Origin of the sequence: Comamonas sp. UBA7840, assembly GCF_002501455.1 — a bacterium.
Lineage (GTDB): Bacteria > Pseudomonadota > Gammaproteobacteria > Burkholderiales > Burkholderiaceae_C > Comamonas > Comamonas jiangduensis.
On sequence record NZ_DLTI01000023.1, the window covers coordinates 102,521 to 119,444 of the forward strand.

The 16,924-nt window shown below is 60.9% G+C and carries 12 protein-coding genes; 10 read left to right on the plus strand and 2 right to left on the minus strand.

Annotated elements, in window-relative coordinates:
- Positions 1–21: 21 nt before the first annotated feature.
- The 5 genes from glnE (at position 22) to B3R00_RS08525 (ending at position 7,740) form a co-directional block, all read left to right on the plus strand.
- Entirely contained in the window at positions 22–2,772 is a 2,751-nt protein-coding gene (gene glnE, locus B3R00_RS08505) for a bifunctional [glutamate--ammonia ligase]-adenylyl-L-tyrosine phosphorylase/[glutamate--ammonia-ligase] adenylyltransferase (protein ID WP_286998638.1), read from the plus strand.
- An 88-nt stretch (positions 2,773–2,860) separates the two neighbouring features.
- On the plus strand, positions 2,861–4,060 hold the full coding sequence (locus B3R00_RS08510) for an HD-GYP domain-containing protein (RefSeq protein WP_286998639.1): 1,200 nt from the start codon (positions 2,861–2,863) through the stop codon (positions 4,058–4,060).
- A 299-nt stretch (positions 4,061–4,359) separates the two neighbouring features.
- Complete coding sequence (gene purB / locus B3R00_RS08515; protein ID WP_219163284.1) at positions 4,360–5,739, plus strand: adenylosuccinate lyase; 1,380 nt, start codon at positions 4,360–4,362, stop codon at positions 5,737–5,739.
- Positions 5,740–5,896: 157 nt separating this feature from the next.
- Positions 5,897–6,457, plus strand: a complete 561-nt coding sequence (locus tag B3R00_RS08520) for a YaeQ family protein (protein ID WP_286998640.1) — start codon at positions 5,897–5,899, stop codon at positions 6,455–6,457.
- A gap of 89 nt (positions 6,458–6,546) precedes the next feature.
- Positions 6,547–7,740, plus strand: a complete 1,194-nt coding sequence (locus B3R00_RS08525) for a phosphoglycerate kinase (protein WP_286998641.1) — start codon at positions 6,547–6,549, stop codon at positions 7,738–7,740.
- Between the two features lie 102 nt (positions 7,741–7,842).
- Here B3R00_RS08525 and B3R00_RS08530 read toward each other — a convergent pair whose 3' ends face one another.
- Both B3R00_RS08530 and B3R00_RS08535 read right to left on the minus strand, forming a co-directional pair.
- Positions 7,843–8,436, minus strand: a complete 594-nt coding sequence (locus B3R00_RS08530; RefSeq protein WP_286998642.1) for an exopolysaccharide biosynthesis protein — start codon at positions 8,434–8,436, stop codon at positions 7,843–7,845.
- A 52-nt stretch (positions 8,437–8,488) separates the two neighbouring features.
- A complete protein-coding gene (locus tag B3R00_RS08535) occupies positions 8,489–9,373 on the minus strand; it encodes a DMT family transporter (RefSeq protein WP_286998643.1) in 885 nt (294 codons plus the stop codon).
- 38 nt (positions 9,374–9,411) lie between these two features.
- Here B3R00_RS08535 and pyrF point away from each other — a divergent pair, with 38 nt between their 5' ends.
- The 5 genes from pyrF (at position 9,412) to B3R00_RS08560 (ending at position 16,873) form a co-directional block, all read left to right on the plus strand.
- Positions 9,412–10,242, plus strand: coding sequence for an orotidine-5'-phosphate decarboxylase (gene pyrF, locus B3R00_RS08540; RefSeq protein WP_284213641.1), 831 nt, complete (start codon positions 9,412–9,414; stop codon positions 10,240–10,242).
- A gap of 296 nt (positions 10,243–10,538) precedes the next feature.
- Positions 10,539–12,212, plus strand: a complete 1,674-nt coding sequence (locus B3R00_RS08545) for a long-chain-fatty-acid--CoA ligase (protein WP_286998644.1) — start codon at positions 10,539–10,541, stop codon at positions 12,210–12,212.
- Positions 12,213–12,288: 76 nt separating this feature from the next.
- Positions 12,289–13,044, plus strand: coding sequence for a 5'-methylthioadenosine/adenosylhomocysteine nucleosidase (locus B3R00_RS08550; protein ID WP_286998645.1), 756 nt, complete (start codon positions 12,289–12,291; stop codon positions 13,042–13,044).
- A 122-nt stretch (positions 13,045–13,166) separates the two neighbouring features.
- On the plus strand, positions 13,167–15,227 hold the full coding sequence (locus tag B3R00_RS08555; RefSeq protein WP_286998646.1) for a methyl-accepting chemotaxis protein: 2,061 nt from the start codon (positions 13,167–13,169) through the stop codon (positions 15,225–15,227).
- A 119-nt stretch (positions 15,228–15,346) separates the two neighbouring features.
- On the plus strand, positions 15,347–16,873 hold the full coding sequence (locus tag B3R00_RS08560) for a M20 family metallopeptidase (RefSeq protein ID WP_286998647.1): 1,527 nt from the start codon (positions 15,347–15,349) through the stop codon (positions 16,871–16,873).
- Positions 16,874–16,924 lie beyond the last annotated feature (51 nt).

Below are 16,924 nucleotides of genomic sequence, written 5' to 3' on the forward strand. Positions count from 1 at the left end.
TCGCACCAACCAGTGCCTAGCATGCAGATCGCAGACCAGATTCCGACACCTATTGCGAGCCCAGCTGCCGCCCACTCGCGCTTTTGGCAGCGGCTGCATCGCCGTTACACCGATGTGATGGGCGCCCTGCCTCCAGGCCCTCCGGACCGCGCTGCTCTCGAACAAGCCCTGCAGCAACTGCAAACCGAGCACCGCATGGAACTGTCTCCAGCCCTGCGGGTATTGCGTCAGCTGGTCATGGAGCGCTTGATGACCCTGGACTGCGCGCAGCAAGCCGATTTATCCGCCATCACCAGGGGTGTGACCACTTTGGCAGAGCTGGCACTCGACCGCGCCTGCCTGCAGGCTCGCCAAGAGCTGGACGCACGCTATGGCCCGCCGCTCGGCCCGGAAGGCCTGCCCGTTCCGCTGTGGATTATTGGCATGGGCAAATTGGGGGCTCGCGAGCTGAATGTCTCCAGCGACATTGACCTCATTTACGTCTACGAGCACGAAGGGGAAACCCAGGGGCTGCCCGATGGTCGCGGAAAAATCAGCAACCACGAATACTTTGGCAAAGCCGTCAAAGCCATCTACACCCTGATTGGCGACACCACCGAACACGGCTTTGTGTTTCGCGTGGACTTGGCTTTGCGGCCCCACGGTAACTCGGGGCCCGCAGCAATCAGCCTGTCCACATTGGAAGACTACCTGCAAGTGCATGGCCGTGAATGGGAGCGCTTTGCCTGGCTGAAAAGCCGCGTCGTAGCGCCTTTTGCCGAGGTGCAAGCCCCGAATGTGCAAGCACTACGCTCCGTGGTACTGCCTTTTGTGTTCCGCAAATACCTCGACTACAACGTTTTTGACTCCTTGCGCACCTTGCACCGTCAGATTCGGGAGCATGCAGCACGCCGCAGTGCAGGCCACCCCGAGCGCGCCAATGATGTGAAACTGTCTCGCGGCGGCATTCGTGAAATTGAATTCACCGTACAACTGCTGCAAGTGGTGCGTGGCGGGCAATTTCCGGAGCTACGCTGCCGCCCCACCCTGGAGGCATTGCAGCGCCTTGCACGATCCAACCTGATGCCGCAAGAGACGGCTCAGCAACTGGCGCAGGCCTATACCTTTTTGCGCAACGTGGAACACCGCGTTCAGTACCTGGATGACCAGCAGACCCATGTGCTGCCCACACGGGACGACGATTTGGCATGGATTGCCCACACCATGGGCTACGCTGACGCCTGCAGCTTCTTGCACCAACTCGACGCACACCGAGAACTGGTGGCTCAAGAGTTCGACACCTTGCTCGGCGGCAACCAAGCGGGGCAGTGTCAAAGTGGCTTATGCAACGGCCCACGTTCTGTACAAAGCAGCACGCCCAACGCCCCGGATCTTGAAACACTGATCGAGCAATTACCGCCCCAAATGGGCGCTCGCATCGCCGAATGGCGTGACCATATCAAGGTGCGTGGCTTGCGCGACGAAGCACGTGCACGCTTGTTCAGGCTGGTGCAGCAAACCGCACAGCGCGTGGCCAGCGGCACCCTGGAAGAGGTGGCGGCCATCCGCTTTATCAACTGGCTCGAGCCACTGCTGCGACGGGAAAGCTATTTGGCACTGCTACTGGAGCGTCCCGCTGTGCATGAGCGTTTGCTGGATTTGCTCGGCGCCGCCAAATGGCCTGCGCGTTACTTGCAGCAACACCCCGGGGTGATTGACGAGCTCGCCAGCGACCAACTTTTTACCGAGCGCTTTAGCGCGACGGATTTCGAACATGAGATGGCGCTGCGTCTCAAAGCCCTCGAAAGTACGGGCGAAGACGACGATGAAAATCTCCTGAACTTGCTGCGCAGAGCCCAGCACGCTGAAATTTTCCGCACGCTGGCGCGCGATGTGGAGCGCGCCATCACGGTTGAGCAAGTTGCCGATGATTTAAGCGCCTTGGCAGACAGCGTCTTGCGTGTCACGGCCCAGTGGTGCTGGGCAAGGCTCAAGCAACGCCACCGGGAAGATCCGCAGTTCGGCATCATTGGTTACGGCAAGCTGGGCGGCAAAGAGCTGGGTTATGGCAGTGACCTGGACATCGTTTTTATTTTTGACGACGCCGACGACAACGCACCAGAGATCTACACCGCGTGGGTGCGCAAACTCATCAACTGGCTGACCGTCAAAACCGGCGAAGGCGACCTGTACGAGATTGATACTGCGCTGCGCCCCAACGGCAACTCGGGGCTGCTGGTGACCAGTTTCAAGTCGTACGCCGACTACCAGCAGCAACGCGGCAGTAACACGGCATGGACCTGGGAACATCAGGCAATGACGCGGGCACGTTTTGTCCTGGGCAGCGAGAGCCTGCGCCAGCGGTTTGATGAAGTACGCACTGCGGTCATCACGGCCCCCCGTGATGCCGCCGCCCTGAAAGAAGAAATCGTGAGCATGCGCGAACGCGTGCGCTCAGCCCATCCAGTCCGGGGTGCGCTGTTTGACGTCAAGCACAGTCCTGGCGGCATGGTGGATGCGGAATTTGCCGTGCAGTACTTGGTGCTGTCCCAGTCCGCACAACACACGGAGCTCACCGGCAATGTGGGCAATATTGCTTTGCTGCAGCGCGCAGAGGCGGCGGGGCTTCTTCCCCCCGGGGTGGGGCAGGCTGCCGCCACGGCATACCGTGAACTGCGGCGTATCCAACACACCTCGCGCCTGGATGAAGGAAACGGACTCGTCTCCCCCGACCTCATCACCGCGCACCGTGATGCCATCTTGGCGCTTTGGCTAGCAGTTTTTGGACATTAATGCCTAGATACACCCACTTCGCCACGCACATTCAGACTGCGGACCGTAGTTCAAATGTAAAAATATGTTCAACCGTGCTTGAACTGTAATGAACCTCGTTGAATTAAATCTCTCGACCATCCCTTATGGTCAACCCATCCCTTTTGCCTTGCGAGGCGTTGGGGGGGGGCTGCTGGCCAACAAAGGGTTTGTCATTCGCTCCGCTGACGACTTGCGAGCTCTGCTGGCCCGTGGTCAAGCCTTGTATGTAGACACCGATGAGTCCGAAGAGAGCTACCGCGCCTTTTTGTCCCAGATTCAGTCCTTGTTGCTCTCTAACAAGCCTCTGAATCAGATTGCCTCCATGACGCTGCAGACCACCACAGCGCCTGCGGCAGCCACGCAAGACAACAGCCCTCCCGCATGGCGCGAGTGGCAACTGGGCCTCACGCAACTGCTGCGCACCCCTGGCGTTGCCGACTTCGCTCAGCGCTTTGAGGATTTGTTCTCGGCATTGAACGCCTATCTGCTCAAAAACCCCGACGGCGCCTTGCTGGCGCTGATGCAGATGTCTGCCGAAGAAACCCGCTACTACAGCGCCACCCACGCCATGCTGTCGTCCGTCATCTGTATGACCGTGGCACGCGAGACTTTGCGCTGGCCAGAAAACCGCGTGCTGCCGCTGGGCCGCGCGGCGTTGAGCATGAACGTGGGCATGGCCCAGTTGCAAGATGAACTGGCACAACAAAGTACCCCGCTGACCCCTCAGCAAGCCCAGCAAGTGGATCAGCACTCCGATGCCTCTGTCAGCATCTTGCGCGCCATGGGCATCACCGACCCTTTGTGGCTGGACGCCGTGCGCACGCACCACCACCGGGCACCGGGCAAGCTGTCGGAAAAAACACTGGCCCAGCAAATGGCCCGATTGATCCAGCGCTCCGACATTTTTGGCGCGCGGATTGCGCCACGCATCAACCGAGAGCCCATGTCCGTCACCTCGGCGATGCAAGCGAGCTATTACGACGAAACCAAGTCCATGGATGAAGCCGGCGCCGCGCTGGTCAAAGCCTTGGGCATTTATCCGCCGGGCGCCTGGGTCAAGCTGGCCAGCGCAGAAATCGGCGTTGTGGTGCGCCGTGGTGCCTCGGCCGCTACCCCCCGCGTGGCAGTGCTGCTCAACAAGTCTGGCATGCCCACTGGCGAGCCCATTCCTCGCGATACAGCGCAGGCTGCCTGGAAAATTGTCAGCCCTGTCGCACACAAAGAGGTGCGAGTTCGCCTACCGCTGGAAAAATTGCTGGCTCTATGATGCGTTGCAGCAGCTTCCAAAGCGTGGCAAAAAATTTGGGAACTAATCCAAAAACTTCCACTCAGACAGCTCTGTAAGGGGGAATCTAGTCCAGTTTTAGTGTTGCGAAGCCGACCTTTGGGTTTGTCCGTCTTGGGGTGCATCTCCTCCCTCCCTCTCTTAATTCACTTCAAGACGCTTCGCAACCTTTTTATTCCAGCCAGGGCGCCATAAGGTGCCCTGGCTTTTTTGTGCGCTCTGCTTGGTTGTATCGGGTTGCACCATGCATACAGAAGCAGGGGCCCCTACAATCTTGCCCCATGAGCCTGTCTTCCATCTCCGCCCTCTCCCCGCTCGACGGCCGCTATGCCGCCAAGCTTTCCGCCCTGCGCCCCATCATGAGCGAACAGGGGTATATGCACCGCCGCGTTCAAGTGGAAATCACTTGGTTTATCGCGCTGTCGGACGCTGGATTTGCTGAATTTGCGCCACTTTCCGAAGGTGCGCGCACTTACTTGCACAGCCTGGTGAGCAACTTCAGCGAAGCCGATGCAGCAGCGATCAAGGAGATCGAGAAGACCACCAACCACGACGTCAAGGCCGTGGAATACTGGATCAAGGGCAAGTTCGATGGCCGCCCTGAGCTGCAAAAAGCGGCGGAGTTTGTGCACTTTGCATGCACCAGCGAAGACATCAACAACACCAGCCACGCCCTGCAAATCCGCGTGGGCCGCGACATGGTGGTGTTGCCCGCACTGGACCGCATCACGCTGAAGCTGCGCGAAATGGCGCACCAGTTTGCCGATGTGCCCATGCTCAGCCGCACGCACGGCCAAACTGCTTCCCCCACCACCGTGGGCAAGGAAATCGCCAACGTGCTGGTGCGCCTGCAAAAGGCGGCCGAGAACATCGCCAACGTGAAGGTACTGGGCAAGATGAACGGCGCTGTGGGCAACTACAACGCCCACCTGTCGGCCTGGCCCGATTTCGACTGGGAAGCGTTTGCCAAGAACGTGATCGAGTCGCCCGAGCCCAAGGGCCTGGGCCTGACGTTCCAGCCCTACTCGATCCAGATCGAGCCGCACGACTACATGGCCGAGTTTTTCGACGCCGTGGCGCGTGCCAACACCATCTTGATCGACTTCTCGCGCGATATCTGGGGCTACGTCTCGCTGGGCTACTTCAAGCAGCGCCTCAAAGCTGGTGAAATTGGTTCCTCCACCATGCCGCACAAGGTCAACCCGATTGACTTTGAAAACGCCGAAGGCAATCTGGGCCTGGCCAACGCGCTGCTCAAGCACCTGTCGGAAAAGCTGCCCGTCTCGCGCTGGCAGCGTGACCTGACGGATTCCACCGTGCTGCGCAACATTGGCGTGGCGCTGGGTTACGCCACACTGGCCTACACCTCGCTGATGACCGGCCTGAACAAGCTGGAGCTGAACGAAGAGCGCCTGCAAGAAGACCTGGACCACGCCTGGGAAGTGCTGGCCGAGCCCATCCAGACAGTGATGCGCCGCTACGGCGTGGCGGGTGCTTACGAAAAGCTCAAGGAAGTCACGCGCGGCAAGACCGTGCTGGCAGCCGATTTGCACAACTTGATCAATGGCTTGGAAATCCCCCAGGCCGACAAGGACCGTCTGCTGGCCATGACGCCTGCGTCGTACATCGGCAAGGCGGCAGAACTGGCCCGCCGCGTGTAAGCACCCAACACGCAAAATCCATAGCTGGTAGCGCTTGATTAACAAGCACTTCAGCACCAAAGAGCTGCCAAAGCGAGGAAACACCAGCGCAGGCAGCTCTTACTTTTGAAACATTCTTTTCAGCCCGCCTGCGGGCGCGCACTGCGAGACACCCGCCATGGCCCTGAAATCCACGGTTTACAAAGCCAATCTGTCGATTGCCGACATTGACCACAGCTACTACGCCGACCACAACCTGACCTTGGCGCGCCACCCCAGCGAGACCGATGACCGCATGATGATTCGCCTCGTCGCGCTGGCCATCAACGCCTGGCAACTGCAAGCCCTGTGCAACGGCGACGGCACCCTGGGCTTTGGCATTGGTTTGAGCGACCCCGACGACCCGGACGTGCACATCACCGACTACACCGGCCAAAAGCGCCTGTGGATTGAAGTGGGCCAGCCCGAGGAAAAGCCCATCAACAAGGCTTGCAACAAGTCGGACCACGTCATCGTCTACCCCTTTAACCACGCGGCCAACGTGTGGTGGAAGGGGCTGGAGGGCAAGGTCAACCGCCAAAGCAAGCTGCAGGTGCACTACATCCCCTCCGATGTGGCGCAAGAACTGGGCAACCTGGCCGAGCGCAGCATGCAGCTGCAAGCCACCATCCAGGAAGGCCAGCTGACCCTGTCCAGCGACAAGGGCACCGTGTTTGTTGAGCCCGAGCGCTGGAAATAAGCCACGGCATCAGACTGCAGCAAGGGGCCGCCGCCTACAATGCGCCCCAGTTTGCATTCACTCCTCTATAAGACTTCAAGGCTGCCACCATGAACATCCTTCGCTTCTCCGACCTGTGCGCCCAAGGCAAAGTCCAAGGCCAGCGCGTGTTTATCCGTGCTGATTTGAACGTGCCGCTGAACGACGCTGGCGAAATCACCGAAGACACCCGCGTGCGCGCTTCTGTGCCGGCCATCGAAATGGCACTGAAAGCCGGCGCCGCCGTGATGGTGACCAGCCACCTGGGCCGCCCCACTGAAGGCGAATTCAAGCCCTCCGACTCGCTGGCCCCTGTCGCCCAGCGCCTGTCGGAACTGCTGGGCCGCGAAGTGCCGCTGGTCGCCAACTGGGTGGACGGCGTGGAGGTGCAGCACGGCCAGGTCGTGCTGCTGGAGAACTGCCGCGTGAACGTGGGTGAAAAGAAGAACAAGCCCGAGCTGGCACAAAAAATGGCCCAGCTGTGCGACATCTTCGTGAACGACGCATTCGGCACCGCCCACCGCGCCGAAGGCACAACCTACGGCATTGCCCAATTTGCGCCCATCGCGTGTGCCGGCCCGCTGCTGTCGGCCGAAATTGATGCACTGAACAAGGCGCTGGCTGCACCTGCACGCCCTCTGGCCGCTATCGTTGCAGGCTCCAAGGTATCGACCAAGCTGACCATTTTGAAGAGCCTGGCCGACAAAGTGGACCAGCTGATCGTGGGCGGCGGCATTGCCAACACCTTCATGCTGGCTGCGGGCCTGAAGATCGGCAAGAGCCTGGCCGAGCCCGATCTGGTGGCTGAAGCCAAGGCCGTGATCGACGCCATGGCTGCCCGCGGTGCCAACGTGCCTGTGCCCACCGATGTGGTCTGCGCCAAGGCGTTTGCGCCCGACGCCGTGGCTACCGTCAAGCCAGCCACCGAGGTGGAAGACGATGACATGATTCTGGACATCGGCCCCGAAACCGCTGCCAAGCTGGCTGAGCAGCTGAAGCAGGCGGGCACCATCGTCTGGAACGGCCCTGTGGGCGTGTTTGAGTTTGACCAGTTTGCCAACGGCACCAAGGTCATCGCGCAGGCGATTGCGGACTCCAAAGCCTTCAGCATTGCGGGTGGTGGCGACACCCTGGCCGCCATTGCTAAGTACGGCATCGAAGACAAAGTGGGCTATATCTCTACCGGCGGTGGCGCATTCCTGGAAGTGCTGGAAGGCAAGACCTTGCCCGCCTTCGAGATCTTGGCCCAGCGCGCCAACGGCTGATCTATTTTTTAGCCAAATTGGCCTCTAGCCCTTATCAATAAAGCGCTAGCAGCTATCAAAAAGCCACCTTGCGGTGGCTTTTTTTTGTGGGGTACTGGTGGTTTAGCTCAGCACGAAGGTGCCGCCCATCCACGCCAGGTAGGCCAGCACCCCAAAGTACACCACGGTGAGCATGTGGCCCAGGTAGCCCAGCAGCACGAATACGCCGTCGCGCTGCATCATGCCCACGGTCAGCAGCAAAATGCCCACGGCCGGCACGGTGTTGGAAAACGGGATCAGCCCCAGCGGCGCCATCAGCAGCAGGCCGCCGAACACCAGCACGGCGCTGTTAAAGCGCTGCATGGCTGCGGTGGTGAGCGCTGGCATGCGGGACTGCAACCAGCGCTCCAGCTTGCCCACGATATTCACGCCCTTGTGCAGCACGGGCTTGAGCTTGTTAGCGTCCATGCCCTTGTCCAGAATGCGCTGCGGCAGCCACGGCAAGCGGTCCAAAAATAGCGCAAATGCCAGCAGCACAATGGCCGCACCAAACACGGTGGACACGCCGGGGATCGACACGGGAATCAAAAACGGCAGGCAGGCAATGGCACAGACCATGAGCATGCCTTCGCGCCCACAGCGCTCCAGCAACTCGCGCAAGGTGATGGTGTCGCCGTGGATATCGTCAATGATGGAGGTGAGCAACTGGCTCAGCATGGTCTTCCTTGTGGGGGCCCGCCTGAGCAGGCCACGGTGTTCAAAATGACGCTTATTGTCGCTTGCCCGCAGGCCACAAGACCGAGGCAATCGCCAGCACCATCAGGCACACCGCCGTCCAGTCTTGCCAGTGCAGCACTTCGCCCAGCCACCAAGCGCCCGTAAACACGCCCAATACGGGGATGAACATCACGCTCAGCATCGAAGCCACCGGCGGCAAACTGCGCGCCAGCACAAACCACACCACCTGGGCAAAACCGACCACCAGCAGGCCGTTGAACAAGATGGTGCCCAGCGCCACCGCATCCGGGGCATGCCACAGCGCATGCTCCAGCGCCACGGCCGCCACCGTCAGCACCAGCGCGGTGATCAGCATCATCCAAAAGGCCATGACCAGCAGCGGCGTTTGCATTTGGGCGCGGCGCATCATTTGCGTGCCCACCGCCCAGCACAGTGCGGCCAGCAAAATCAGCAAAGGGCCAATCGGGTTGCTGCCCAGCGCCCCCAGCTCATGCCACAGCAGCAGCATGACACCGACAAAGGCCGCGCCCACGCCGCCCCATGCACGCAGGCTTAGCCGGTCGTGCCAGATCAGGCTGCCCAGCACCGCTGAAAAAATAGGCATGGTGTAGCCCAAAATGGCAGCGCGCCCACTGGAAACCAGAGGAATCGCCACGATCACCAGGCTGTTCCAGATCACCATGTTGAAAAACGCCAGCAGCCCCAGTGTCCGCCACTCGCCGCGCGGCACCCGCAGGGGCTGCCGCTGCACCCGCAGCACCACCCACACCACCAACACGCCCAGCCACATGGCCAGCGCACGAAAACTCAGCGGGGGGAAATGCGTCACCCCCAGCTTCATGACGGGCCAGTTCACCCCCCATATCAGCGTCAGGAGCACCAGAAGAACCAATTGTCGGGGGGTAAAGGCAGGCATAGGGCGTAGATTGTGCCCGCCACCTACAATTGCCGCTCATGACTTTTCTCGACATGCTGCGCGACGCGTCCACGCGCAACAACTCCATGCTCTGCGTGGGACTGGACCCTGAGCCTTCCAAGTTCCCCGCAGCCATGCGTGGCGACGCTACCAAAATCTACGACTTCTGCGCCGCCATTGTCGATGCCACCCACGATCTGGTGAACAGCTTCAAGCCGCAAATCGCCTACTTTGCAGCCCACCGCGCGGAAGATCAGCTGGAAAAACTGATGGCGCACATGCGCCGTGTCGCACCCCATGTGCCCGTGATCCTGGATGCCAAGCGCGGCGACATCGGCTCGACCGCCGAGCAGTACGCCAAGGAAGCCTTTGAGCGCTATGGCGCCGATGCCGTGACCTTGTCGCCCTTCATGGGCTTTGACTCCATCACGCCTTACCTCAAGTACGAAGGCAAAGGCGCCTTCCTGCTGTGCCGCACCTCCAACCCCGGTGGGGACGACCTGCAGGCCCAGCATTTGGCCGATCTGCCAGGCCAGCCCGCCATGTTTGAGCATGTTGCCAAGCTGGCTCAGGGCCCCTGGAACACCAACGGCCAGCTGGGTCTGGTGGTGGGCGCCACGCGCCCCCACGAGATTGAGCGCGTGCGTGCCGTAGCGCCGACACTGCCGCTGCTGATCCCCGGCGTGGGGGCGCAAGGCGGTGACGCCGTGGCCACCGTGAAAGCCGCGCGCATGGGCGGCGGCCCCATCATCATCAACTCTTCGCGGGCCGTGCTGTACGCCTCGCAAGGGGAAGACTTTGCGGCGGCAGCACGCCAGGCAGCGCTGGATACCCGGGATACGCTCAACCAAGCCGCCCAAGTCGCTTAACTTAAGCCACCGCTATCCCCTTACCCACCCACACGGCCCAAGCCCTGTGGGTTTTTTGTTGCACGCGGCGCTAGACCTTCATCAAAGCGATATCAACAAAATCGCACAATCGTTCTTTTTTTCACAAGAAAGCGCCTTTCAAGTAGCTTTACCTAGGGTTTGCACAGAGGCGTCTCCCTCACCCTCCCACCACAATCCTCGCAAAGGGCACAGACCCTGGGCATGGGGAGGTGTGCCATCTACCGCCATGTCTGTCACTTTTCAACGTCACAAAGACAATTGCGCGGAGACAACATATGAGTGAGCGTCCATGGTTAGCGGCCTACCCTGAAGGGGTTCCAGCAGACATTGATCCCAGCAGCTATCACTCATTGGTGGCCTTGATGGAGCAGGCGTTTAAGGCCTATGCACCACGTTCGGCTTACTCCTATATGGGCAAAGACATCAGCTTCGGCGATGTGGACAGCCAAAGCCAAGCGTTTGCCGCGTACTTCCAGTCTCTCGGCATGCAACCAGGCGACCGCGTCGCCATCATGATGCCCAATGTTCCCCAATACCCGATTGCCGTGGCCGCCATCTTGCGCGCGGGCTTTGTGGTGGTGAACGTCAACCCGCTGTACACCGCCCGCGAGTTGGAGCACCAGCTCAAAGACTCAGGCGCGCGCGCCATTGTCATTATTGAAAACTTTGCCCACACGCTGGAGCAATGCATTACCAGCACCTCGGTGGAACACGTGGTGCTGTGCGCCATGGGCGATATGCTGGGCACGCTCAAAGGCTGCTTGGTGAACTATGTGGTGCGCAACGTCAAAAAGATGGTGCCCGCCTTTCATTTGCCCAAGGCGGTGCGCTACAAAGATGCCATCCGCCGCGGCAGCAGTGCCACCTTCACCAAGGCCAATGTCGGCCCCAACGATATTGCCGTGCTGCAGTACACCGGAGGCACCACAGGCGTCAGCAAAGGCGCGGTGCTCTTGCACCGCCACATCATTGCCAACACCTTGCAGTGTGAAGCATGGTTCAACCCCGTGGTGAATAACCTGCGCAAGAGCGGCGAGCAGGTCACCAGCGTGTGTGCGCTGCCGCTCTATCACATCTTCGCGTTCACGGTGAACATGATGCTGTCCATGCACACCGGGGGCAAAAACATTCTGATTCCCAATCCGCGTGACATCAAAGCCACGCTCAAGGAACTGTCCAATCACAAGTTTCACAGCTTTCCGGCAGTGAACACGCTGTTCAACGGCCTGGCGCACCACGCAGACTTTAATTCTGTGGACTGGAGCCACCTGAAGGTGTCCGTCGGTGGCGGCATGGCCGTGCAGGGCGCGGTTGCCAAGCTCTGGCTGGAAAAAACCGGTTGCCCGATTGTGGAAGGCTATGGCTTGTCAGAAACCAGCCCGGTCGTGAGCTGCAACCCCGTCACCGCCAAGGAATTCACCGGCACCATTGGTGTGCCGCTTCCCAGCACCTACGTGAAACTGGTGGGCGAAGACGGCCACACCGTGACCGAGCCCGGCAAGACCGGTGAAATCGCCGTCAAGGGCCCCCAAGTCATGGCCGGTTACTGGCAGCGCCCGGATGAAACCGCCAAGGTGATGACAGCCGACGGTTACTTCCTCACTGGCGACATTGGCGCCATAGACGAGCGCAGCTTCATCAAAATTGTGGATCGCAAGAAAGACATGGTGCTGGTCAGCGGCTTTAACGTTTATCCGAACGAAGTCGAAGAAGTGGTGGCCATGTGCCCCGGCGTGCTGGAGTGCGCGGTGGTTGGCGTGCCCGATGAAAAGACCGGTGAAGCGGTCAAGCTGGTCGTGGTCAAAAAAGACGACAGCCTGACCGAGGAAGTGCTGCGCAAGTTCTGCCGCGAGAATATGACGGGCTACAAGCAGCCTCGCGTGATCGAGTTCCGCACCGAACTACCCAAAACCCCGGTGGGCAAAATCTTGCGCCGCGAACTGCGTTGATCGCGGCGCCGTACACTGGCAGCACACCCTTTATCCACGGCCCTTCGGGGCCGTTTTTCATGCTTTGTGATTTCTTATGACGCTTGCAATTTTGAGTGCACTGCCCGAAGAGCAGCATGGCCTTGCGCACGCATTGACCCACCGCCAAGAAGTGCGCCGTGCAGGTCGCCACTTTGTCAAAGGCCGCCTCCAGGGGCTGGACGTGGTGCTTGCACTCAGCGGTATTGGCAAAGTTGCAGCAGCCACCACCACCACCACGCTGATTGAGCACTTTGGCATCGAAACACTGGTGTTTACCGGCGTGGCGGGTGGTATTGGCACCGGTGTGCAGGTGGGCGACGTGGTGGTGGCACAGCATTTCCTACAGCACGACATGGATGTGCGCCCCCTGTTTCCACGCTGGCAGGTTCCGGGCTACCCACACCCTACGTTTCACTGCCATCCCACACTCACCGAGCGCCTGTACCAGGCTGCGCTGGACTGCACCCGCACAGCAGCGCAGTGGAATGAGCCCTTGCTGCAAGGCCGTGCCCCGGCGGTACATGCCGGGCTGATTGCCAGTGGCGACCAATTCATTGTCTCTGCCAGCCTTTCCCAGGCCATGCATGGCGACTTCCAAGCGGCAGGCCTGCATGCTTTGGCCGTGGAAATGGAAGGCGCTGCGATTGCACAGGTCTGCGCGGACTACGGCATCGCTTTTGCGGCGGTGCGCACCATTTCAGACCGTGCCGACGATGCCGCGCACGTCGACTTCCCGGCCTTCGTCAGCGCAGTGGCCAGCCGCTACGCCCAGCACATCGTTGCGCAGTTTCTCAGCAGCGAGCGCGTGTAAAGACGGCGGCCACGCTGCTTGCGGATCACGGATTTTCGCTACGGGATTCATGGGGGAATTTTCTGGCTAATTCTTACAATGGCTGATTGGGCTGCGCTTTCTGAGTGCAACGGTGTGCTTTGATGCACATCTTTCTGCTTTTTCCGTTGATCCATCCATCTTCCAGCGCCTTCATGAAACCTGTGGCCTTCGCCCATCTTTCCTCTTCCGCTTCGCGCAGCCGCTCCGTGGCACGCCGCGTCACGGCCATAGGCATCGCCATGATGGCCTTGATCCTGCTCATTTTGAGTTGGGTGGTCTCTACCATCAGCACCCAGACTGCGCGGGAGCAACTCATCGCCAGCGTCACCCACACCACCGAGGGGCTGGTCGCCTCGATTGACACCGTCGATCAAGCCAACCGCCGCATGGTGGAGCGTGCTTCGTCCGCATTCGCCCGCTACTTCGCGGGCACGGTGGAGCTGGACACCGCAACCACCAGCTTGACGTTGGATGGGCAGGTGCTGAACGCACACTTTGGCGTGGTCGATCAGTTCAGCGAAGACACCGGCGGCGTGGCCACCATCTTTGCCCGCAAGGGCGATGACTTTGCGCGCATTAGCACCTCGCTGCGCAACCTGCAGGGCGAGCGCGTCATGCACACCTTGCTCGATCGCAACCACCCGGCCTATGCACGCATGCTCAGCGGGGCCCCTTATGTAGGACGCGCCAACTTGTTTGGCAAACCTTATATGACGGCCTACCAGCCGATGCGCAACGCCTCTGGTGATGTGGTGGGCATTTTGTTTGTGGGCACCGATTTGAGTGCCTTCCAAGCAGGCATGCAGCAGCAAGTCAGCAACACCCGCCTGTTTGAACATGGCGGGGCGATGGTGATTGCCCCCGGCGCCCGTCTGGAAGATGCGGTGTTCATTGCACACCCCACGCACCAAGGCCAAAAAGTACTGGAAGTAGCGCCCCAAGCGCGCGCCTCCCTTGAGCAATTGGCCAGTCGTAGCGATGGATTTGCGCGTGATGTCACCGCCTTGCTCCCAGAGCAAGGCAGCCACCCCTGGGCTGTGCTGCGCAAGACCCAGGAAGGCTGGTGGGTGATTACCGAGGTGTCCGATGACGAGGCCATGGCCGCACAGCGCCACGCGCTGGTGCTGCTGTGGTGCGCCATGGCCGTAGCCTTGGCGGTATTGGCTGCAGGGCTGCTGTTCACGCTCAAACGGGGTGTCTCCGCACCGCTGCATGAGTTAACCCAAGCCATCACGCGGATTGCGCAAGGCGATCTCACCCACCCTTTTCACAGCACGCGCCGGGATGAGGTGGGTGATTTGATCCACGAGGTGGAAGGCATGCGCCAGCGCTATGTCGACATGCTGCGCCAAGTGAATGTGGCCGCCCACAGCATTGCCAGCGCCAGCAGCCAGATTGCCCAAGGCAATGTGGACCTGTCGGAACGCACGGAAAACACGGCGCAAAGTCTGGCGCGCTCCGCCCAGAGCATCGAAGAAGTCACCCACGGCGTGCGCCAGTCTGCCGATGCAGCACGCCAGGCCCACCAGCTGTCAGCGTGTGCGGTGGAAGTGGCCTCACGCGGCGGGCAGGTGGTCAGCAACGTGGTAGCCACCATGGGCGCCATCAATGACAGCAGCCGCAAGATTGGCGACATCATCGGCGTGATTGATGGGATTGCGTTCCAGACCAACATTCTGGCCCTGAACGCAGCAGTCGAAGCCGCCCGTGCGGGTGAGCAAGGCCGTGGCTTTGCCGTGGTCGCAGGTGAAGTGCGCACGCTGGCGCAGCGCAGTGCAGCCGCCGCCAAGGAGATCAAGACGCTGATCAGCACCTCGGTGGACAAGGTGGAATCCGGTGCACGGTTGGTGCAAGACGCTGGCCAGACCATGGAGGAAATCGTGGGCTCCGTGCAGCGCGTGGGCGACATCATTGGCGAGATTTCTGCAGCGGCCAGCGAGCAAGCTACCCGCATCAGCCAGGTCAACCACGATGTGACGCAGCTTGACCAGTTGACCCAGCAAAACGCCGCCTTGGTCGAAGAATCGGCCGCAGCCTCGCAAAGCATGCGCGAACAAGCAGCTCGCCTGGAAGACGCGGTCAGCGTCTTCCAACTGACGGAGGCCCCAGACGACCACAGCCGCCCCGGCAGCAGCATGCCCCCAGCACTGCTGCAGCCTTAATCTACCCACATCAGCCGCACCTGTGCAGCCCCTGCGGCCACTGCTGCAGCGGGCTTGCGCAAGGGTGCACAATGCACGGATCAGCGGCCTGTGCGCCGCACTGCTTTCGGAGGTTCGCCATGAACGCACGCATGCCCTCCAGTGCTTTGAACACCGCTCAAGCCCTGGAACAAGTCAGCCAGAAGTGGGACAACGACATCGTTGGCCAGCTCAAGGACTACATTGCCATTCCCGCCAAATCCCCCATGTTTGCGCCCGACTGGGAGCAGCAGGGCCTGCTGGACACCGTGCTGCGCAACGCCGCCAGCTGGGTGCAGGCGCAGCAAGTGCCCGGCCTGAATCTGGAGATTGTGCGCATGCCGGGGCGTACCCCCGTGCTGTTTTTTGAAGTGGAAGGCACCCAGCCCGGCGCGAATGCCGCCGATGCCAACACCGTGCTGATGTACGGCCACCTCGACAAACAACCCGAATTTGAAGGCTGGCGCAGCGACCTGGGCCCCTGGACGCCCAAGTACGAGGACGGCAAGCTGTATGGCCGCGGCGGTGCCGATGACGGCTATGCCGTGTACGCCAGCGTGGCGGCCGTGCAAGCGCTCAAAAGCCAGAACGTGCTGCACCCGCGCATCGTCGGCATTATTGAAACCGCCGAAGAAAGCGGCTCGCGCGATCTGCTGCCTTATGTGGATGCGCTGCGCCCCCGCTTGGGCAATGTGGATTTGGTCATTTGCCTGGACAGCGGCGCAGGCAATTACGACCAGCTATGGCTGACCACCAGCCTGCGCGGCATGGCCAGCGGCACGCTCAAGGTCGAAATCCTCACCGAAGGCATTCACTCGGGCGACGCCTCGGGCGTGGTGCCCTCGTCGTTTCGCATCATGCGCCAGGTGCTCGATCGCCTGGAAGACAGCGCCACCGGCCGCATGCTGCCCGCTAGCTTTCACTGCGAGGTGCCTGCCGAGCGTCTGGCCCAGGCCCGCGCCACCGCCGCCATCCTGGGCGAGGAGACCTACCGGCGCTTCCCCTGGGCGCATCACGACTGCGGCGGCAGCACGCTGGTGGCCCTGCCCACCACCACCGACCCGGTGCAAGCCCTGCTCAAACGCACCTGGGAGCCCACGCTGTCCGTCACCGGTGCGGAGGGCTTTCCCACGCTGCAAAACGCTGGCAACGTGCTGCGGCCCTACACCGCCTTCAAGCTCAGCCTGCGCCTGCCGCCCCTGGTCGATGCCGCCACCTGCGTGCAGGAGATGAAGGCCTTGCTGGAGGACAACGCACCGTACCAGGCCAAGGTGACCTGGGAAGGCATGTCCAGCTCCAGCGGCTGGAATGCGCCAGACATGACGCCCTGGTTTGAAAATGCACTGAACCAAGCCAGCCGCGCCCACTTTGGCGCCGACTGCGGCTACATCGGCCAAGGCGGCACCATTCCGCTGATGAATTTGCTGAGCCAAGGTTTCCCCAAAGCCCAGATGATGGTCTGCGGCGTGCTCGGACCCAAGAGCAATGCCCACGGGCCCAACGAGTTCCTGCACGTGCCTTATGCCAAGAAACTGACCGCCGCCGTGGCCCAAGTGATTGCGGCCATGCCCGTGACGCACCCGGCACACGCAACGTCTGAGGCAGGCACAGACAGCACAAGCGCCTGAGTCACCCCTGCCACATCAAAAAAGAAAGCACCTTGCGCAGGTGCTTTCTTG